Genomic DNA, 18,122 nt, shown 5'->3' on the forward strand with positions numbered 1-18,122 from the left:
CGCTATTTTCCACGGAATTAATTAGGAGGAGCTTGGCTTCCGCCGAAGATACCAAGGTAACGGACGCCGGTGTTCATTTGGGCGTGGAAGTTGCCGCCCACTGCCTGGGCGGTATCGCCGTAGAAGGCGCCGTTAACCACGCTGGAAGTCGGCGCGATGGTGGAAACATCGGAGATGGTGGCGGCGAAGCCGGCACTGGTTACGGTGCTGGCAGCGGAGTTGATGGTCAAGGTGGCCTGGTCGAAGTTGATGGTGCCGTTAACCGGGTTTGCGGTGGCGCTAGCAAAGTTGATGCTTAGGTTGACGGTGCCATATTTATTCACGCCGGAGGCGGAGGTGAGTTGGGTTGCGTTTTGGCCGTCGCTGTCGAGCTGCACACCAAAGGCCTTGCCTGTGTAAGTGCCGGTGAAGGGTGTATTCAGGAGACTGTTGGTGATGTATGTAGGATCGGTCTGGTCTCCTGCCACAAAGAAGGACTGGGAGCTGAACAGGTGGTCCTTACTCTGGCTGCCAATGGGATCGTTGGGGTCGGTGTAGCCCATTTCCCAGTAGCCCCAGGTCAGGTATTCGGTGTGGGCACTGGTGATTTCCGGGGCGTCAGGGCCGGCGGTGTAAAGGAAATTGCCGTAACTGCTTAAGGCATAGTTGGGGTCGGCATCGGTAAGGATTGCCACCATCTGGTCGTTGAGCACATAGGCTGACTTGGTGAGATCCGTGGCATGGCCGATGGTGATATTGCTGAGCGGGGTGCCGCCGGACAGTTCGTTGGCGCTTAAGGAGCCACTGATCGTGCCGGTGGTCGGGTTGATGGACATGGCCAGGGTGGGGCTGTTGTTCATGAAGATACGGCTGGCCGTGCCGGTGGCGGTATTGTCTCCCACACCGACGACGAAGCCCGTATAATCAATGGAAGCGGTTGGGTAGGCGCTGATGGTTTCGGTAGTCGCGGCCCGGAAGGCGGCGCCGGTGGCTTGCCAGGTGGAGTGCAGGACGTTGTCGGTGATGTTGTAATCGGCGCCGGAGGCGGTAAAGCCCAACCCCTGGTTGAAGCTGCCGTACAGATTGGCGGAAGCTGTGCCGTAAGTGGCTGTCGGGCTCGTTCCGCTTGTCCCGCCGCCGCCCAGGATGATGACATTGGCGGTGCCATCGCTGTTCACGGTGCCGAAGAAGATGGCGCCGTCGTATTTGGTAATGGCGGCGTCCAAGTCGGAAGAGCGGCCGATGAGGCGGCGGTTGTAGTAGTTGACCTCGATGGAGGTTTTCTCCAGATCCGCATCGGGGTAAGCCGCCGAGGTGTTGTTGTAGATGAGGTGGCCGGTGAACATGTTGATGCCCGCGGTGGGGATGCTGGTCGAGGGGCTGCCGACGTAACCCAGCGAGCCTTGGAGAAAGGCTGAGGTAGAAAAGTAGGTTGTATTGTAAAAGAATTGACCGGATGGTTCGGCATAATTGGTGGTGGCTATGGTAAGCAGGCCTAGGTCCGGGTCATTGTAACTGAATGTGTCGGAAAAGGATGTGAAGCCGTCATAGCTTGAGATTGTCGGGTTGTAACCCAGATAGGTGTATGCCACGAAGGTCGGGAGAAAACTCGCTACAGGGACTTGATTGATATAAGAGCCACTGCTGAGGAGAGAGGTTTGGAATGTTCCGGTGTCGGAAAGGGTGGTGCTTACGGTGCCGCTATCCCAGGCGAGATAGGTGGAATAATAGCCAGAAAATTCATCGTACTGGATGTCCCGCGCGAAAGAGCGGTAATTGCCCGCTAGAGCGGTACTGTTGACCACCGTGGTGGCTGCGGTCTCGGTGGTCGTGGTGGTTTGGTCGTCTTGAGAGTTATCCACCACGATATCCTTCTTTATATCGTCCGGAACCGGGGGAACAAGAGGGGGGGGGGTGAATGTGACGGGGTCCAGGGGCGACGCGGTCTCCATGACCGGGTCCATGGTCGCTCCCCAACTGTTGAAGGTGGCTGTGTCATCAGGAGCCGGAGCGGTACTCCCTCCTTCCTTGGGAGCAGGGGCTTTTTCCGGACCTTTGCCTTTTTCTTCGCCCTTTTCCTTTTTCTCCTCTTTCTTTTCTTCCTTATCCCCAGCGCCGTTGCCGGACAGGGCTTTGTTCAGCTCACCCATTTCCTTGGCCGTGAATTTCATCGGCGGCAGCGGCGGCTTGGTCATGGCCACCTTGGTGCCGAAGCCGGGCTTGGTGATTTCCACGGTGCCAAAGGCGTTGGTTATGTCGATGCCCTTGCCGCCCTGGAAGACAACGGAGAGAAACTCCGGAGTGACAACCCCGGCGTACATGGAGCCGCGGATGCCGATGGTGGCGGTGGGGGTTTCGGTCTTGAAGTTCTGCGGCGCGGTCTTGGTCAGCGCCCCGCCCATGACCCGGAAGGTGCCTTCCTTGATTTGGGTTTTGAGGGCGCCATCGTTTTGCTCGGGCTGCCAGCGGTATTCGGCGATTTTCATGGTTGTTGCATTGCCGAGGTTGATCAGGGTGTTGTCGGTGAACATGATCTGCACCCGGCTGTGTTCCCTGGTCTTGATGGTGTCGTCTGCAAAGATGGGGGCTTTGATCGTGAGGGCGCGGCCTTTGCCCTTGGCGTCCAGGGCCTGCACGTCGCCGCGCGCCGCGACCACAGTGGCCACCTGTTCCGCGGCATAGGCCGGCGACCAGGCCAGGATGAAAACGAAGAAACCGAGGAACAGGGTGCTGGTGATGGATTGTTTCATGCGCGATCCTCCGGAAAAGGCGCGAGTAGGGCAGGTCTTGTGTGTGGCGGTCATGGCCTCAACCTGTGCAGTCATTGTAAAGATGGTTAAAAGGCGAAAGTCAGCTCCGCTGCGGTTACGTTCTTGTCATATTCATAGAGGGCGACGTTGGATTCCGCCTTGGTGTTCGTGTAGCTGATCTGGCCGGCCAGGCTGTGACGCTTGTCCTCTGCTTGCCAGAGCTGTTTCGATACGCCGCAGGAGAGGTCAAGGACATCATCGCTGCGGTTGTTGACATAGAGCGGGTCGGTTTTGTCATAATTGGTGTTTTGGAAACGGAAGCTGGCAAATAACCCGAAATCGAGGGGCAGTTGCCGGTCATAGCGGGTCAGGACCAAGAAACGGTCATAGCTGTTGTAATCGTGGGCGGCGTTTTCAAATTCCTTGCCCAGAGCGAAGGTGATCCGGTTCGGGCCCAGGGTGAAGATCGGACCGGCGGTGATCAGGTAGTTGTCCGCATCCCGGTCGCCGTCCTGGTAGTTGTTTTTTTGTTGCGCCGTGGCGCCGATGCTAAAGAGAATGGTCGGGTCCACCAACCAGGTCAGGCTGGAACTCAAGCCGTAGGCGCCCTGGTAGCGGTCGTATTCGAGATCGACCTGATTGACCATGCCCTGGACCTGCCAGAGATAGTTCTGCCCCTGAAAAACAGGGCCGGAGGCGAGGCTCAGAAAGTTGATGTCGTGGATGTTCTGGTTTTCGTAAAAGGCATTGTAGTTTACTGCCGTGGTTTTCCAGGCGTAGGGGCTGTCCTCGAATTTATAGATGTGGTTGGCCACCAGGGTGGTGTTGTAGATCTGATCGCTGATGGGTGTCTGGTCGATGGTAATCGGGATGGTGATGCCGGAAAGATTGATATTGACGCTGCCCTCGGAGGGCGCCACGTTGACGTTGTCGTCATGGCTGACGCCGAAGGTGAAAAGGCCGTTTACAAAATGGCGCTGCTCCGAGGCAGCGATGACGTCCAGAAAGTTTTGGATGTTTTTCCACACCTGCTCCGGCGGGTTGGTGGCCTGCACCTCTTTGAAATATTGTTTGGCCAGTTCGCGGGAGCCGAGGCGGAGGTGGGTGCGGGCCAGTTCGAGCTTGGCCCGGGCCAGGTCTGGTTCGGCAATGAGGATTCGGTCAAAGGCCATGACCGCTTCTTCCAGGCGTCCTGATTCGAAGGCCGCCCGTCCGAGATAAAAATTGACCTCCAGGTCGGCCGGATCTTGTAAAAAAGCCTTGTGCAGCTCCTTGTACGCATCCTCGAACTGGCCTTGGTCAAAATACTGTTTGCCCAAGGTGAAGGACGCGGACATCTCTGCGGCGACCACCATCGGCGGGAAAGAGAGCTGCAGGGCAATGAAGACAAAAGCGAAGAATCTCAATTGTGCCATGGCGGGTACCTGGTACGGCCTATGAAAAGGCCAAAAGGTTAGTAGGATGATAAAGTATACAGAATAAAGCCAAAATGGTGTAATTTTTTTCGGGAGTAAGTCTGTGCTTTCGTTTTCTGGCTTGCTGTTGGCGAAAGACGGGTGGTCTGGTAAAATAAATAGGTACGAGCGTTTTCCCCTTATGCGGGATGAAAAATACCGAGCGGAGGCTGGCCGTGTTGGTGAATGGTTGCAAGCAAAAGGTCGAAATGGAGTACCCTTGCCCCTGGGTGTACAAGATCATCGGCAGGGAACAGGGAGAGCTGCGGGGGGCCATCGCCGAGGTTGTTCAGGCTCGGGAATGTTTGGTATCCCTCTCCAATTCGAGCAGTGGTGGTAAATATCTCTGTCTGGACGTGGAGCTGGTGGTGCTCAGCGCCGAGGACCGCGAGGCTCAGTACCTGGCCTTCAAAGAACATTCGGCGGTGGTCATGGTGCTGTAGTTTTTTATCGCGCCGCACCCGGTCCGGCGCGGCGCGGTCTGTTTTTACTCCACCACCTCGAAACCGATGGCTGCAATGGCTTTTTTGATGTCGGCCATGGGGACATCCTTGCTCTGGTTGAAGGTGGCTTCTCCTTTGTCCAGGGCGATGTTCACCTCGCTGATGCCGTCGATGGCGTTGAGTGCGCTGGTAACCGAGGCTACGCAATGACCGCAGCGCATACCCTTGATCTGGATGGTTGGCATGGGAGACTCCTTGGTTGTGTTTGTGAGTAATGGTGGGAAAGGATTATAGTAAAAACTAAAGTATTGTCAGGCGCAAATGATTTTTTTTACACGTTTGCGCAATTTAACTGTGAAAGGGAAAAGCAATCAATACCGGAGCAATGTACACATGACACCGTCAACCGAAAAGCAGCGGGTCGCCATCCGGGGCATGCACTGTGCCTCCTGTTCCTCCCGCATCGAAAAGGTGCTGGCCTCCACCGAGGGTATCCGGGCGGCAGCGGTGAATCTTGCCGCCGAGAGCCTGGAGGTGGAGTGGGAGCCTAGTCGGCTCAGCCTGGCGGATATTGCCGGGATCGTCAAAGGGCTTGGTTTTGAGTTGGTGCTGCCGGAAAAGGAGACCAGGCTTACCCTGGCCATCACTGGCATGACCTGCGCCTCCTGTGCCGCCCGGATCGAAAAGGTGGTGGGAGATATGCCTGGGGTGCGGACCATGCAGGTGAATCTGGCCACGGAGTCGGCGGCGGCGGTCTTTGATCCGGAGGTGGTCAGCCTGCGGCAGATCCGAGAGGGTATCGAACGCCTTGGCTTCAAGGCCCAGGTGGCCTCGCTGGCCGGCGGCTCGGATTTTGAGCGCCAGCAGGAGGAGGCCCTCATCCGGCTTGTTGCCATGGAAAAGCGCCTCTATCCGGCCTTTGCCTTTGCCGTTTTGCTGCTGCTTCTTTCCATGGGCGAGATGGCCGGGCTGCCGTTGCCCGTGTTTCTCGCCCCCCATCACGCGCCGTTTACCTTCGCTTTTGTCCAGTTTCTTCTGGTGCTGCCGATCATGTGGTCGGGCCGGAATTTTTATCAGCTCGGTTTTCCGGCTCTCTGGCGGGGCGCGCCCAACATGGATTCGCTCATCGCCGTCGGCACCGGGGCCGCCTTTGTCTACAGCACCTGGAATCTGATCGAGATCGGCTTGGGCATCGAGGTTATGGCCAGGGTCATGGATCTCTATTTTGAGTCGGCCGGGGTGCTCATCGCCCTGGTTTCCCTGGGCAAGTACCTGGAGGCCCGTTCCAAGGTGCGCACCTCGGACGCCATCCGCCAGCTCATGGCCCTGGCGCCGGAGGAGGCGACCTTGCTGGTGGAAGGAGGGGAGGAGCAGAAAAAGATTCCCGTGGCCGAGATCGAGGCCGGCGATATCCTGCTGGTCAAGCCGGGTGAGCGCATCCCGGTGGACGGCTCGGTGGTCAAGGGCCGCTCCAGTGTGGACGAGTCCATGCTCACCGGCGAATCCCTCCCGGTTTCCAAGGAGGCCGGCGATTCGGTGGTGGGCGCCACCTTGAACAAAAACGGCTTATTGCAGATGCGGGCCGAGAAGGTGGGCCAAGACACGGTGTTGGCCCGGATCATCACCATGGTCCGCGAGGCTCAGGGCTCCAAGGCGCCCATCGCCAATCTGGCGGATCGCATCAGCCTCTATTTCGTCCCCATCGTCATCGTTTTTGCCATTCTCGCCGGGTTGTCCTGGTATTTCATCGGTCAGGCCGAGTTTTCCTTTGCCCTGCGGATCTTCATCGCCGTGCTGGTCATTGCCTGCCCTTGCGCCATGGGGCTTGCCACCCCGACCTCGATCATGGTCGGCACCGGGCGCGGGGCTCAGTTGGGGGTGCTGGTGAAAAGCGGCGAGGCGTTGGAGATGGCGCAGAAGATCGATGCCGTGGTTTTTGACAAGACCGGAACCCTGACCCATGGCCGTCCGGAGTTGACCGACGTGCAACCGATCGCCGCGGAGATGGATGTCGGCCAGATCCTCTCCCTGGTTGCCAGCGCCGAGAGCGGCTCGGAACATCCCCTGGCCGAGGCCATTGTCAACGCGGCCAGGGAAAAGGGCTTGACCCTGGCCGAGCCTTCTCATTTCGAGGCGGTCCCCGGCCGCGGTATCCGGGCCATGGTTCGGGAGCAGAATATTTTGCTCGGCAACCGGGAGTTCATGGCGGAGCAGAATGTGACCGGGCTTGGTATGGCGGTTGAGCAAATCGCCCACGGTTTTGCCGGGGACGGCAAGACCGCGCTTTACTGTGCGGCCGAGGGCAGACTTATCGCCCTGTTGGCCATCGCCGACCGGCTGAAGGCCGAGGTGCCCGCGACCATCAGCGCTCTGCAAGGAATGGGAATCAAGATCTTCATGCTTACCGGCGATAATGAGATTACCGCCCGGGCCATTGCTGCCCAGGCCGGGATCAGCGAGGTCTTTGCCCAAGTGCTCCCGGACCAGAAGGTGGAAAAAGTGGCGGCCTTGCAGGCAGAGGGGTTCCGGGTTGCCATGGTGGGCGACGGCATCAACGACGCCCCGGCCCTGGCCAAGGCGGATGTCGGCATTGCCATGGGCACGGGCATCGACGTGGCCATTGAGTCCGGCGATATCGTACTGATGAAGGGCCACCTCTCCGGCCTGCTCGCCGCGCTTTCCCTAAGCCGCGCCACCATGCGCAATATCAAGCAGAATCTCTTCTGGGCCTTTATCTACAATATCATCGGCATTCCGGTGGCTGCCGGGGTTTTGCATCTCTTCGGCGGACCCACCTTAAACCCCATGATCGCCGGCGGGGCCATGGCCATGAGTTCGGTTTCCGTGGTTTCCAATGCCCTGCGTTTGCGCTTTTTCAATCCGCCGACTGCCAACAGGAGCCATTAACCGGCGTTTTAAAATCCGGAGATTCACAGCCTCGGCTTGACAATCTTCAGAAATCTTGCGTAGATGATACTACTGGCCTCTTAATGTGCGGCTGGTTTTCCCCGATTGTATCGTGTCCGTTTCGAAAGGAGCATTGCATGAAAAAAATTGTTGCGAGTACGGTTATCATCGCCTCTGTCTGCGGAGTTTTTGGCGTCAGGGATCTTCTGGCGGAAAATACCACCACGCATGCGGTGCAAAAGGGCGACACCCTGTGGGATTTGAGCGGGGGGTATCTCAATAATCCGCTGCTCTGGCCGAAAATCTGGAGGCTTAATCCCGAAATTTCCAACCCAGACCTGATCTTGCCCGGCCAGATCGTCAGGATCCCCGGCTTGGATACAGCTCCGGCACGGGAAATATCCGTCGTGGAGATTGTTGCTCCGGTTGAGTCGGGGCCTTCCGCCCTTGCCCGGGCCGGAATGGCGTCCTCTTCCGAACCGCTGTCCATTGTGGTGGCGAAACAAGATCTGCCCAGTGACGGGGAACAGGCCCGGGCAGGCATGGGCAATATCCCGGCCCATTATTATGACCTGGGAGTAGGCATGGTCACCAACAATATCCCCAACGAGGGGCGGGTGTTGCATACCGAACAAGGCTGGCATGGCGCGGCTCTCGGCGAGACCATTCTGATCTCTGCCCCCGGCGCGCAGGTTGGCCAGCAATTCGGGGTATATCGGGATTTGGGCAAGGTCAAAGCCCTTTCCTATTTTGGTTCAAGTCCTGGACGGTTGCTGGCGGACATCGGCGTTATCGAGGTTGTTGTCTCGGACGGGACCCGGCAGCAGGGGATTATCCGGCGCGCTTTTGCCGAGGTGAAAAACGGTGATCTTTTGGGGCAGGTTCCTGTGTTCCCTAATGTTTCCGAACAACCGATCCAGCCCGGGCCAGCCTCTGCAACGGGATCGGTTGTGGCGTTTCATATGATGCGTCAATTTGCCGGACCCGAGGATATTGTCTATCTCAATATCGGCGCGGATCAGGGTCTTGCGCCCGGACACCTGTTGTCGGTTGCCGGGGCGGATCCCTCCGAGGGGAGGGCTTCCGGCGAAATTATGATCCTGCGGGTTTCGGCAACGACCGCGGCTGCGGTGGTGACGAAACGGAGCAGTCACGAGGTGCGCCGGGGAGATGTTGTCGGCCCTCCGGTTTTGTAAAATATCCGCCCCTGTTTTTGGTTTTTCCTGGGAGAGGGGAAAAGGCGAACTCCCCGGAGGCAGGAGCCGTTTTTGCTCTCTTAATCCTCACCGAAGGCGAGCTCCATGGATACCGAGAAAAGCCCCAACGTTTCCCTGTCCGGTCTGCTGGAGCGCGTTGAGATCTCGGCCATTTCCTCCATCAAAGGGACGGTAAGTGCAATATTGTCCATTATCAACGATCCTGGCGCCGGCTTTTCTGATCTCATTCAGCTCATCGAGGTTGATCCGCCGCTGACGGCAAAGATTCTCCGGGTTGCCAACTCCTCATACTACGCGCTCTCCAGGACCATCAGCGATGTCCAGCAGGCCCTGATCTGGATAGGTTCCGACACGCTCAAAGAAATCATCCTCACCCAGAAGATGAGCGAGCTTTTCCAAGACGGCACGTCCATTTGCGGCTATTCCCGACTCCAGTTGTGGCGGCACAGCCTGGCCGTCGCCCTTTTTGCCAAGACCGTTTACCGGCGTGAGTTCGGGGAGAAGGGAAACAATGCCTACGCCGCGGGATTGATGCACGACATCGGGGTCATTGTCGAAGACCAGCTCCTGCATCGGGACTTCATGCTGTTGATGCAAACCATGGAAAGTGCGCCCCAAGCCCTGTCCGTCGCCGAGAGTTCTCTCTTCGGATACGATCACGGCAGGGTCGGCAGAGCCCTGGCCGAAAGCTGGAATTTTCCGTCGGAACTCACGGAAGGCATAGGGTTTCATCATGATCCCGAGAGTGCCGGGGAAGAACACCGTCTGTTTGTCAAAGCAATCTTCATCGCCGACTATCTCATGTTTGAGCAGGGATATGGCTACGTGGCCATGCCGCTTCCCGAGAGGGAGATTCTCCAGCAATATGTCCGGGATCTTGGTCTGCAGGGGTATGCCTTGCGTCTTATCGGGGAGCTGGTCAGGGACGAGTTGGAAAGAATCGAGCAGAAAGGATATCTGAGCGCATGAGCACTCGCGACCCGAAGCTTTCCCAGCGCATTGACGAACTTGAAACACAGGTGCGCCATCTTGGCAACGAACTCCGCTTGACCAGGCAGGAGTATGAGGAGGCGACCTCCAGGTATCTGGATATTTACTGCAATCTGGAAAAGAAGGTCAGTGAGCGGACCAGGGAACTTGACGCCGCCAACAGACGACTCCTTGACGAAATCGAAGATCGCAAACGGACAGAGGCGGAGAAAGTGCAGCTCATTGACCAGTTGCAAAAGGCCATGCAGGAGGTGAAGGTTTTGAGCGGTTTTCTGCCCATCTGCGCCTCATGCAAAAAGATTCGGGATGACACCGGGTATTGGCGCCAGATAGAGGAATACATCAGCACGCATTCCAATGCCCTGTTCAGCCATGGGATCTGCCCGGAATGCACCAAAAAACTGTATCCGGAGTTCCACGAGGAAATGCAGCGGCGCGGGAAAAAGAAGTGATCCGGTTGCCGGAAGAATGATCCCGGCGGAGAAGTTGTCCGCCCTGGGCTCAGCGGTTGTCCGTCAGCCGGGCCACCGCATCCCAGATCCGGTGGGCGACTTCTTCCTTGCTCAAGAGCGGCACCTCTTCCTGCGCGCCATTGCGGTCCAGCAGGGTGACTCGGTTGGTGCCGACGCCAAAACCGGTTTCCGTTCCCCCAATATCATTGATCACAATCAGATCAAGATTCTTTTCCTTGAGTTTTCTCGCCCCCTCCTTGAGATGATCCCGGCTCTCCGCGGCAAAACCGACGAGTAAAGGGAATTTCGTAGCGCTTTCCTTGCGTTCTCCCAACTCCTTGAGGATATCCGGGTTGGCGACAAGCTGCAGGGAGAGTTCGGATTGCCCCTTTTTTATCTTGTGGTCCGCGGTTTCGGCGGGACGGAAATCGGACACCGCCGCGGCCTTGACGACAATGGTGGCCGCATCGAGGCACGCCAAGACATGGGTCCGCATCTCAAGGGCGGAGGTGACTTGGATGCATCGGACTCCCGGAGGGGCACTCAGGGAGGCGGGGCCGCTGATCAGGGTGACCGTTGCCCCCCGTTGTTTGGCCGCGGCCGCCAGGGCATAGCCCATCTTGCCGGTGGAGGGATTGCTCAAGAAACGGACCGGGTCAAAAGGCTCCCTGGTCGGGCCGGCGGTGATGAGCACCTGTTCCCCGGCAAGATCCTGGGGGGCAAAGGCGGTGAGGATGGCCTGCCGCACGTTTTCCCATTCTGTCAGGCGGCCGGGGCCTTCTTCGTTGCAGGCCATTTTCCCGCAATCGGGTTCGATAACCACATACCCGTAAGAGTTGATGGCGGCAAGGTTTGCTTGGGTGGCCGGATGCTGGAACATCGCGCTGTTCATGGCCGGGCACACCAGGACTGGCCCGGAGGACGCCAGGGTGATGGTGGCCAGCAAGTTATCGGCCAAACCATGGGCCAGCCGGGCGATGGTCTGGGCCGAGGCCGGGGCAATGACCAGCAGGTCATGCTCCCTGGCCAGGCTGATGTGGGGAATTTTTTCCGGCGCCTCGGCGGCAAACATGGAGGTGTGCACCGGATTGCCGGAAAGGGCCGCCATGGTCAGGGGGCTGATGAACCGGCAGGCGGCATCGGTCATGACCACGGTAACCCGGCAGCCTTCACGGCGCAGGGCGCGAACCCAGTCCGCCACCTTGTAGGCGGCGATGCTTCCGGTGATCCCGAGAAGGATCTTTTTGTCGGTGAGAAGAGACATGGCTTCGCGCCTGCTGATTTTTTTATAAACCGGAACCGAAGGGGTTTGCCTGTTTGGCGCCGCCTGCCGTGATGTCTTCCGTGACATAGATGGCAATCTCCGTGCGCATGAGCAGTTTATTTTCGGTCAGGACGATGGTGCAGGTCTTGTTCGGCTTGGTGAAGGCCAGCAGCACGTTTTTGTACCGGGTGGAGCCTACAAGCTTCCAGCCGTTTCTGGGCATGTTGTTGCTGAAAAAATCGGCGGACGAGGAGATGTCGACCCGGCCGTTGTATTGCAATACCCCGCCGGCAAAAGAGTCGGTCCGGACGACCATGCTTTTTTCCCGGTCCCAGTCGAACTCGCTGGGGATCAGGATGTCGGAGAATTCATTGGCCCGATAGGGCTGTTCCGTGGAAGAAGCGGCGGACGAGGCGAAAGGGTCCGAAGAGGGAACACCTTGATCGGTGCTGGCGCCCAGGCCCAATTCGGCGCAGCCGCTCAGGGCGGCAAGGCTTGCGAGCGCGAGAATGGTTGTGAGAAAAACAGTGCGGAACGGTTTGCATGGGGTTGTCATGAAAGGCCTCCTGGGAATGGGGTGAAAGACAATACGGTTATAACTCCTTGACGATGAATTCCGCCAAGGGTTTTCTCTGTGATTGCTGGTCCCGGCGACTCGGGTGGCCGATGGCGATGACTGCCATCAGTTCCAGATTTTCGGCCAGGCCGAGAATCCGGCTGACGTTTTCCCGGTTTTTCAGGATCTGCCCGAGCCAGACAGCTCCAAGATCAAGGGCCTCGGCAGCCAGCAGCATGTTCTGGATGCAGGCTCCGGCCGATTGCGCGTCTTTAAGGTCATCATGCACGGCCTCCTGGTCAAGATACACCGCGATCAGGGCAGGGGCGCCGGCAATAATGTGGCCATAGGTGGTTTGTTCGGCCAAACGGCCGCGGATTGTCGCATCCGTGACAATGACGAAGCGCCAGGGCTGGTTGTTCAGGCCGGAAGGCGCCCAGACCCCGGCCTGGATAATATCATAGAGCGCTCCAAGATCCACCGGTTGCCCGGTGAAGTTCCGGATACTGCGCCGCTGTTCGATGGCAATAAGAATCGACGAAGACATGGGGTTGAGTGCAGGTCGCGTTGTGATGACATCCGGCGAAAATTGTTCGGAACACCGTGAAATTTCACTGAAATCATAGTCGGTTGGGCAAGGGTTTGTCAAACGGTTTCCACGGAAGGGCTGTATTGCGGAAGAAATAAAAACCTGTTAGAAACTGCGGCCAAGGAGGCTTTCATGGAGAAGAGAACCAAAAAAACAGAAATTGTCCTGCCGGTTGCCGGTCATGGGACAGTCCTGATCGATACCCATTGCCACCTTGATATGTCGGCCTATCAGGCCGATTGTGAGGCGGTGCTGGCTCGGGCCTTGGCGGCTGGAGTCACCCGGATCATCACTGTGGGCATTGATCTGGAAAGCTCGCGCCGGGCCATCGGGCTGGCTGAACAGCATGCAGGCGTCTATGCCACGGTGGGGGTGCATCCCCATAATGTCGCGGAGCTTGCTGAGGGTGATTACGCAGAGTTGCGCGTGCTGTGCCGCCATCCCAAGGTCGTGGCCTACGGCGAGATCGGTCTGGATTATGTGAAAAATTATGCTCCGGTTGCCCTGCAAAAGGAACATTTCGTCCGGCAGGTCGCTTTGGCAAAAGAACTGCAACTGCCCCTGGTGGTCCACGACCGGGAGGCCCATGACGATATCATGGAGATGCTTGAAGCTGCCGGTCCGTTTCCCGCCGGAGGGGTGATGCACTGCTTTTCCGGGGATGCAACCTTTGCCAAGCGGGTGCTGGCCCTGGGTTTTCATATTTCCATCCCCGGGGTGGTGACCTTTGCCAAGGCCGGGATGCTCCAGGAGGCAGTGCGCGAGATTCCCCTTGACTCCCTGGTTCTTGAGACGGACGGGCCTTTCCTTGCCCCGGTGCCCCAGCGCGGAAAACGGAACGAACCGCGCCTGCTGCTTTTTACCGCCCACAAGGTGGCGGAGCTGAAAGGTCTCTCGCTGGAGGAGGTGGCCAGACAGACCACCAGGAACGCTGTGCGTCTTTTTGGACTTGAAGAACGGTGAAAGAGATGGGAACGGTGGCGGAAAATATCGAGGCAATCCGGGCCAGGATCCAGGCTGCGGCGCAACGGGCCGGGCGCGATCCGCATTCGGTGCGCCTGGTGGCGGTGAGCAAGCATCAACCGCTTGAGGCAATCCAGGAGGCCATGGCTGCCGGGCAGACGGTTTTCGGCGAGAACTACCTGCAGGAGGCCGAGGCCAAGATCGCGGCCCTTGGCCAGGCGGCGGCCTGGCATTGCATCGGGCATCTGCAGTCCAACAAGGCCAGGATCGCGGCGGAGATCTTTGACTGCATCGAAACCGTGGACCGGCTCAAGCTCGCCAAGGCGCTGGAAACGAGACTCGCCGAGCTGGGCAAGATCATGCCTGTCCTGGTGCAGGTCAACGTGGGCGGCGAGGCGCAAAAGGCCGGAGTTGCCCCGGAGGAAGCAGGGCAACTGTGCCGAGATCTGAAGCAGTTTCCGCACCTGAGCCTGCAAGGGCTCATGACCATGCCGCCTTTTGTCGAAGATCCGGAAGAAAGCCGGGGATATTTCCGCCGGCTTCGCTTGTTGGGGGAAGAGCTTGCGGCCCAGGGGTTTCTCGGCCGGGAGGGGGTGGTGGCGCTTTCCATGGGGATGTCCGGGGATTTCGAAGTGGCCATCGAGGAAGGCGCCACCTTGGTGCGGGTGGGTACGGCGTTGTTCGGCGAGAGGGACCAGGCGGTCTAGAAGGATGTTGAAAAAAGCCGTTCTGGCCTTTTTCAACCACGATCGGCCAGAAGTGAATTCTGTCCGATCTCACAATTTCATCGAGTTGGAACTCGTTGAAATTGGCGATCCATCCCTGGATCGCACGCAGGGCGTCGAAAAACAAGTTTTTCAACACCCTGCTAGAAATTTTTCTCAATGACCGCCTGGCCGGGTACAGGCGTGGTTTTTACGGTCGGAGTCTCAGCCCTGTTCAGCGGCTGCGCCCGCCGCCAGGTCCCATGCCGCTGCCAGGACCCATGCCGCCGCCAGGACCCATGCCGCCGCCACCGGGGCCCATGCCGCCACCCATTGCCGGCGGCTCATCGGGAAGGGTCACGCCGCGCTCTTTGGCAAGGGTTTTCATCCGTTCGTGGTGTTCCTTGCGGATTTTTTCGCGTTCCCCCACGGTCTTGGCGGCGCGCATTTTCAAACGATACTCCTCCCGCTCCTGCTGCGTCATCATTTGACTGCCGTAGATCTGCTCTTGCGTTTGGATTTGTTGCTGGGCGCGTACTTGATCGGCCGCTGCCGCAATGCCCAAGGAAAGCGCCAGAACAGCGATTATCGCGGACAGCATCATCAATTTTTTCAGCATATTGCCTCCTGTTACGTGTGGGTGCTAAAAAATGCGAAAACCCATCCCCCCCCCGGGGTGTTGGGGCAACGCCCTGTTGCTGGCAAGCGTGCTATTTTCCCGATGTATCGTTGGAAAATATCCCTGACAAACTCTTTGCTATCAGCATGGAGAATTCCGTCGCTGATGTCAATCAAGAAAAAGTTCATCGCAAAGAGGACGGCGTAAGTGCTGCCGCCTGATTTTGCCGGAGGCGGATCGGCTCCCGATCTGGTACAGTAGGACCATGGAAAAACAACCTGCACGGAACATGGAACTGCTTGCCCCGGCCGGCACCATCGAGGCCTTTGAGGCGGCGGTGGAGAGCGGCGCCGACGCCATCTATATCGGCGCCCCGGCCTTTAATGCCAGGGCTTTGGCTCGTCATTTCTCCCTGGCCGAAGTGGCGGCTATGATCGATCATGCCCACAAGAACCGGGTCAGGGTCTATCTGGCCATGAACAGCCTGATGAAGGAGGATGAGATCTCCAAGGCGGTGGAGGAGCTGGCCGCCCTTGAGGCCCTTAAGGCCGATGCCCTCATCATTCAGGATCTCGGCATCTCCTATCTGGCCCGGAAGTTTTTTCCCGGGTTGCGGTTGCATGCCAGCACTCTCATGGGCGCGCACAACTCCCTTAATGTGAGGCAGTTTGCCGAGATGGGGTTCAAACGGGTGGTTCTGGCCCGGGAGATGACGTTAAGCGAGATAGGGCAGATCCACAAGCAATGCCCGGTGGAGCTTGAGGTGTTTGTGCATGGAGCGCTCTGTTTCGCCTATTCAGGGTTGTGTCTGTTCAGCAGCTATCTTGGCGGCAAAAGCGGTCTGAGAGGCCGTTGCGTCCAGCCCTGCCGCAGGCGCTATACCTGGGGCAGCAAAGGCCGCGGGACTGGGGCTCCGGCCGGGTATCTCTTTTCCATGAACGATCTGGCCGGGCTTGAGCTGATTCCCCAACTGCGGCAGGCCGGGGTCAGTTCGCTCAAGATCGAAGGCAGGATGCGCAGCGCCCAGTACGTGGCTTCGGTGGTCAAGGCCTACCGGCTGGCCTTGGATAATCCCGCAACCCCGGCGGTGCTGACCGAGGCGAAAGAGCTGCTGGAGCAGGCCATGGGCCGCAAATCCTCGCTCGGGTATTTTAAAAAAGCCCAGCCAATGGACATCATCGCCCCGCAGCACTCGGGCAATATCGGCCTGTTTTTAGGCAAGACCGAAAAGGTCACTGGTAATCGCGCCCATATGACCCTCAAAGAACCGCTCCGGGTCGGCGACCGGCTGCGCATCCACCAGGAAGGCTCGGGCGAGCGGCAGTCCTTTACCCTCAAGGGGTTGTGGCAGGGAAAGGTGGCGCTGGAACAGGCCAAGGCAGGCAGCAAGGTGCAGGTGGATCTGCCGCCGGGGGCGCAATGGGGCGACAGTCTCTACAAGGTGGATATCGGCGAGCGCCGCCAGCAGCCAACCAAGAAGGGGATCCAGCCGGGGTTGTTCAGTAAAAAAATAGCCACTCTGGTTGATCCCCGCAAGCTGGCGCAGATCGCCCATTTCCTGGGAAAGCCGGTCAACAGACCGGCCATGGCCAAGACCCGGGAGGAGCGGCCTGTCCGCACTCAGAGTCAGGTGCGCGGCCAAGGTCAGCAGGGACAGGCGCAGGGCCGACGGGGCGTGGCCCAGGTGCAGCTTCCTTTGGAGTGGTGGCTGAAGATCGACGATTTTGACTCGCTGAAAGTGCAGTTGCCCACCCCGCCGTCGCGACTGGTCATCACTTTGTCCAGGCAGACCTTTGCCCAATACTCCCGGCAGCAGAAACGGCTGATCCCGTATCGTCGGCGGCTGGTCTGGGCGTTGCCTCCGGTGATCCTGGAGGAGGACCTGCAATTTTACCGCGACGCCATCGGTCATCTGCGCACCAGCGGATACAATGCCTGGCAGATCGGCCATATCGGCCAGCGTCTCCTTTTTGCGGCTGATGTCCAGGCGGTGGATGCGCCGGGCGGGGAAAGCCATCCGTCAGGCCGGAAAAAAGGGAGGGTTGGGCAACCGCCGAGCGAAAGGCTGCTTCTGTGTGGCGACTATACCCTGAATGTCTTGAACAGCCTGAGCGTCCAGGCCCTGGCCGGACTGGGGCTCGGCAATGTCCAATTGGCCATTGAAACCGACCGGCAGAACCTGTTCGATGTTTTCGGTCATAAAAACGCGTTGCCCATGGGCATGACCATTTACGGTCTGCCCCCGCTCTTCACTGCCCGGCTGGCCTCGCCCTTTTTTAAATACGATCAGCCCCTGGTCAGCCCCAAGGGCGAGGTGATCGTGCTCAAACAGTGCTGGGGCCAGACCGTGGCCGTGGCAGACCAGCCTTTTTCCCTTGTGCCGCACAGCGCGGAGCTTGCCGCCCGGGGTGTCGCTTACGGGGTGGTCGATCTCTCCCACCTGCACCCCAGGCCGGACGAACTGGTCGCGGTATTCCGCCAGTCCGGCCAGCCGGGACGCGGAGGGCGCAGGCTCAGAACCTTCAACTATACGGGGACGTTGTTGTGAATCAGGGTGAAGTTGTTTGTTGAGCTGTGTGCGGCCAACCTGGCCGCATTGTGTTCAGGCTCAGGAAAAACCCGATTTTGTGGAACAGCCCGAGAGCGCTCCCGAGGGGATGGAGCTTGAACCGGAGGAAATCCGGAAGCTTGAGGCGGAGATGGTTTTTTTCACAACGCTGCTGCCGCATTTCGGGCAGACCGGCTCAGGAGCGGTTTCCGAGGAGGTGACAATGGTCTCAAACAGGGACTTGCATTCCTGGCAGCGGTATTCATAGATGGGCATGTCGTTCTCCTTGAAAATTGCTGATCGGTTCTGCTTCCATGCATGAATAGAATTTAAGTCTTTTCTTAATCCTTGTCCAGGTTAAAATGGTTTTTGAGCGTGGGTGTTCTGAAAACTAAGGCGGAGAGCAGGGTGCAGAGGGCGACCAACCCGAGGATCAGTGCGAGACGCAGCCAGGGAAGCCCCTGGGACTGGCGGAACATGACAAGCTGACCTGCGGTAATAAACCACTCCACCGCGCCTGCTGCGAGCAGCCCTTGCATGAGCCTGGCCGCCAGCGGCCGACGGAGACAGAGCAGGCCAAGGGCAAGCAGCGCTCCCCCGGCAAGAAGGAGATGCCCTGCCCGGTAGAAATGGGCACCAAGCGCCAGCATGCTGAGAATAACGGGCAACAGTCCGAGCAGCTTCATG

At 58.5% G+C, this 18,122-nt stretch carries 18 protein-coding genes; 9 read left to right on the plus strand and 9 right to left on the minus strand.

The features are described from left to right. Window positions 1-17 precede the first annotated feature (17 nt). Entirely contained in the window at window positions 18-2,729 is a 2,712-nt protein-coding gene (locus MWR57_RS01590) for a FecR domain-containing protein (RefSeq protein WP_423123032.1), read from the minus strand. 86 nt (window positions 2,730-2,815) lie between these two features. After that, a complete protein-coding gene (locus tag MWR57_RS01595) occupies window positions 2,816-4,144 on the minus strand; it encodes a porin family protein (protein ID WP_423123033.1) in 1,329 nt (442 codons plus the stop codon). 215 nt (window positions 4,145-4,359) lie between these two features. Here MWR57_RS01595 and MWR57_RS01600 point away from each other — a divergent pair, with 215 nt between their 5' ends. Beyond that, window positions 4,360-4,626 (plus strand): HP0495 family protein, encoded by a 267-nt coding sequence (locus MWR57_RS01600; protein WP_423123034.1) that lies wholly within the window; start codon window positions 4,360-4,362, stop codon window positions 4,624-4,626. 44 nt (window positions 4,627-4,670) lie between these two features. Here the strand turns inward: MWR57_RS01600 and MWR57_RS01605 are convergent, their stop codons facing one another. Next, window positions 4,671-4,871: a heavy-metal-associated domain-containing protein gene (locus MWR57_RS01605; protein ID WP_423123035.1), complete on the minus strand. Its 201-nt coding sequence runs from the start codon at window positions 4,869-4,871 to the stop codon at window positions 4,671-4,673. Between the two features lie 148 nt (window positions 4,872-5,019). On the opposite strand from MWR57_RS01605, the gene MWR57_RS01610 reads away from it, so the two are divergent. The 4 genes from MWR57_RS01610 (at window position 5,020) to MWR57_RS01625 (ending at window position 10,192) form a co-directional block, all read left to right on the plus strand. Beyond that, window positions 5,020-7,533: a heavy metal translocating P-type ATPase gene (locus MWR57_RS01610; RefSeq protein ID WP_423123036.1), complete on the plus strand. Its 2,514-nt coding sequence runs from the start codon at window positions 5,020-5,022 to the stop codon at window positions 7,531-7,533. A gap of 137 nt (window positions 7,534-7,670) precedes the next feature. Next, window positions 7,671-8,729, plus strand: coding sequence for a LysM peptidoglycan-binding domain-containing protein (locus MWR57_RS01615; RefSeq protein ID WP_423123037.1), 1,059 nt, complete (start codon window positions 7,671-7,673; stop codon window positions 8,727-8,729). 105 nt (window positions 8,730-8,834) lie between these two features. Continuing rightward, a complete protein-coding gene (locus MWR57_RS01620; protein ID WP_423123038.1) occupies window positions 8,835-9,719 on the plus strand; it encodes an HDOD domain-containing protein in 885 nt (294 codons plus the stop codon). Beyond that, window positions 9,716-10,192 carry a coiled-coil domain-containing protein gene (locus MWR57_RS01625; RefSeq protein WP_423123039.1) on the plus strand — a complete coding sequence of 159 codons (477 nt, stop codon included), beginning with the start codon at window positions 9,716-9,718 and terminating at the stop codon, window positions 10,190-10,192. The genes MWR57_RS01620 and MWR57_RS01625 overlap by 4 nt, the downstream gene beginning before the upstream one ends. A gap of 49 nt (window positions 10,193-10,241) precedes the next feature. On the opposite strand, the gene coaBC is transcribed toward MWR57_RS01625, so the two are convergent. From coaBC to MWR57_RS01640, 3 genes are read right to left on the minus strand one after another with little or no spacing between them, the layout of a single operon-like run. After that, a complete protein-coding gene (gene coaBC / locus MWR57_RS01630; protein ID WP_423123040.1) occupies window positions 10,242-11,456 on the minus strand; it encodes a bifunctional phosphopantothenoylcysteine decarboxylase/phosphopantothenate--cysteine ligase CoaBC in 1,215 nt (404 codons plus the stop codon). Window positions 11,457-11,478: 22 nt separating this feature from the next. Then, window positions 11,479-12,012: a hypothetical protein gene (locus tag MWR57_RS01635; RefSeq protein WP_423123041.1), complete on the minus strand. Its 534-nt coding sequence runs from the start codon at window positions 12,010-12,012 to the stop codon at window positions 11,479-11,481. Window positions 12,013-12,049: 37 nt separating this feature from the next. After that, window positions 12,050-12,559, minus strand: coding sequence for a nitroreductase family protein (locus tag MWR57_RS01640; protein WP_423123042.1), 510 nt, complete (start codon window positions 12,557-12,559; stop codon window positions 12,050-12,052). Window positions 12,560-12,733: 174 nt separating this feature from the next. Here MWR57_RS01640 and MWR57_RS01645 point away from each other — a divergent pair, with 174 nt between their 5' ends. From MWR57_RS01645 to MWR57_RS01655, 3 genes are read left to right on the plus strand one after another with little or no spacing between them, the layout of a single operon-like run. After that, a complete protein-coding gene (locus MWR57_RS01645) occupies window positions 12,734-13,564 on the plus strand; it encodes a TatD family hydrolase (protein WP_423123043.1) in 831 nt (276 codons plus the stop codon). Between the two features lie 5 nt (window positions 13,565-13,569). Further along, on the plus strand, window positions 13,570-14,271 hold the full coding sequence (locus MWR57_RS01650; protein ID WP_423123044.1) for a YggS family pyridoxal phosphate-dependent enzyme: 702 nt from the start codon (window positions 13,570-13,572) through the stop codon (window positions 14,269-14,271). A 4-nt stretch (window positions 14,272-14,275) separates the two neighbouring features. Continuing rightward, window positions 14,276-14,452: a hypothetical protein gene (locus MWR57_RS01655; protein ID WP_423123045.1), complete on the plus strand. Its 177-nt coding sequence runs from the start codon at window positions 14,276-14,278 to the stop codon at window positions 14,450-14,452. A gap of 51 nt (window positions 14,453-14,503) precedes the next feature. Here the strand turns inward: MWR57_RS01655 and MWR57_RS01660 are convergent, their stop codons facing one another. After that, window positions 14,504-14,887, minus strand: coding sequence for a hypothetical protein (locus tag MWR57_RS01660; RefSeq protein WP_423123046.1), 384 nt, complete (start codon window positions 14,885-14,887; stop codon window positions 14,504-14,506). Window positions 14,888-15,152: 265 nt separating this feature from the next. On the opposite strand from MWR57_RS01660, the gene MWR57_RS01665 reads away from it, so the two are divergent. Beyond that, entirely contained in the window at window positions 15,153-17,435 is a 2,283-nt protein-coding gene (locus tag MWR57_RS01665) for a peptidase U32 family protein (RefSeq protein WP_423123047.1), read from the plus strand. A 60-nt stretch (window positions 17,436-17,495) separates the two neighbouring features. Here MWR57_RS01665 and MWR57_RS01670 read toward each other — a convergent pair whose 3' ends face one another. Together MWR57_RS01670 and MWR57_RS01675 are read right to left on the minus strand one after the other, a co-directional pair. After that, window positions 17,496-17,711 (minus strand): FmdB family zinc ribbon protein, encoded by a 216-nt coding sequence (locus MWR57_RS01670; RefSeq protein ID WP_423123048.1) that lies wholly within the window; start codon window positions 17,709-17,711, stop codon window positions 17,496-17,498. A 65-nt stretch (window positions 17,712-17,776) separates the two neighbouring features. After that, the gene (locus tag MWR57_RS01675) at window positions 17,777-18,121 is read right to left on the minus strand and encodes a hypothetical protein (protein ID WP_423123049.1); all 345 of its coding nucleotides are present in this window, start codon (window positions 18,119-18,121) and stop codon (window positions 17,777-17,779) included. Window position 18,122: the final 1 nt, after the last annotated feature.

Source organism: Hydrosulfovibrio ferrireducens (assembly GCF_046883345.1).
GTDB lineage: Bacteria > Desulfobacterota > Desulfobulbia > Desulfobulbales > Desulfurivibrionaceae > Thiovibrio > Thiovibrio ferrireducens.

Bases quoted from the DNA above. Each gene is read 5' to 3' on its own strand.
- MWR57_RS01675 (WP_423123049.1), bottom strand. From the start codon at position 18,121: ATGAAGCTGCTCGGACTGTTGCCCGTTATTCTCAGCATGCTGGCGCTT.
- MWR57_RS01670 (WP_423123048.1), bottom strand. From the start codon at position 17,711: ATGCCCATCTATGAATACCGCTGCCAGGAATGCAAGTCCCTGTTTGAG.
- MWR57_RS01665 (WP_423123047.1), top strand. From the start codon at position 15,153: ATGGAAAAACAACCTGCACGGAACATGGAACTGCTTGCCCCGGCCGGC.
- MWR57_RS01660 (WP_423123046.1), bottom strand. From the start codon at position 14,887: ATGCTGAAAAAATTGATGATGCTGTCCGCGATAATCGCTGTTCTGGCG.
- MWR57_RS01605 (WP_423123035.1), bottom strand. From the start codon at position 4,871: ATGCCAACCATCCAGATCAAGGGTATGCGCTGCGGTCATTGCGTAGCC.
- MWR57_RS01635 (WP_423123041.1), bottom strand. From the start codon at position 12,012: ATGACAACCCCATGCAAACCGTTCCGCACTGTTTTTCTCACAACCATT.
- MWR57_RS01650 (WP_423123044.1), top strand. From the start codon at position 13,570: ATGGGAACGGTGGCGGAAAATATCGAGGCAATCCGGGCCAGGATCCAG.
- MWR57_RS01610 (WP_423123036.1), top strand. From the start codon at position 5,020: ATGACACCGTCAACCGAAAAGCAGCGGGTCGCCATCCGGGGCATGCAC.
- MWR57_RS01655 (WP_423123045.1), top strand. From the start codon at position 14,276: ATGTTGAAAAAAGCCGTTCTGGCCTTTTTCAACCACGATCGGCCAGAA.
- MWR57_RS01615 (WP_423123037.1), top strand. From the start codon at position 7,671: ATGAAAAAAATTGTTGCGAGTACGGTTATCATCGCCTCTGTCTGCGGA.
- coaBC (WP_423123040.1), bottom strand. From the start codon at position 11,456: ATGTCTCTTCTCACCGACAAAAAGATCCTTCTCGGGATCACCGGAAGC.
- MWR57_RS01640 (WP_423123042.1), bottom strand. From the start codon at position 12,559: ATGTCTTCGTCGATTCTTATTGCCATCGAACAGCGGCGCAGTATCCGG.
- MWR57_RS01645 (WP_423123043.1), top strand. From the start codon at position 12,734: ATGGAGAAGAGAACCAAAAAAACAGAAATTGTCCTGCCGGTTGCCGGT.
- MWR57_RS01590 (WP_423123032.1), bottom strand. From the start codon at position 2,729: ATGAAACAATCCATCACCAGCACCCTGTTCCTCGGTTTCTTCGTTTTC.
- MWR57_RS01620 (WP_423123038.1), top strand. From the start codon at position 8,835: ATGGATACCGAGAAAAGCCCCAACGTTTCCCTGTCCGGTCTGCTGGAG.
- MWR57_RS01595 (WP_423123033.1), bottom strand. From the start codon at position 4,144: ATGGCACAATTGAGATTCTTCGCTTTTGTCTTCATTGCCCTGCAGCTC.
- MWR57_RS01625 (WP_423123039.1), top strand. From the start codon at position 9,716: ATGAGCACTCGCGACCCGAAGCTTTCCCAGCGCATTGACGAACTTGAA.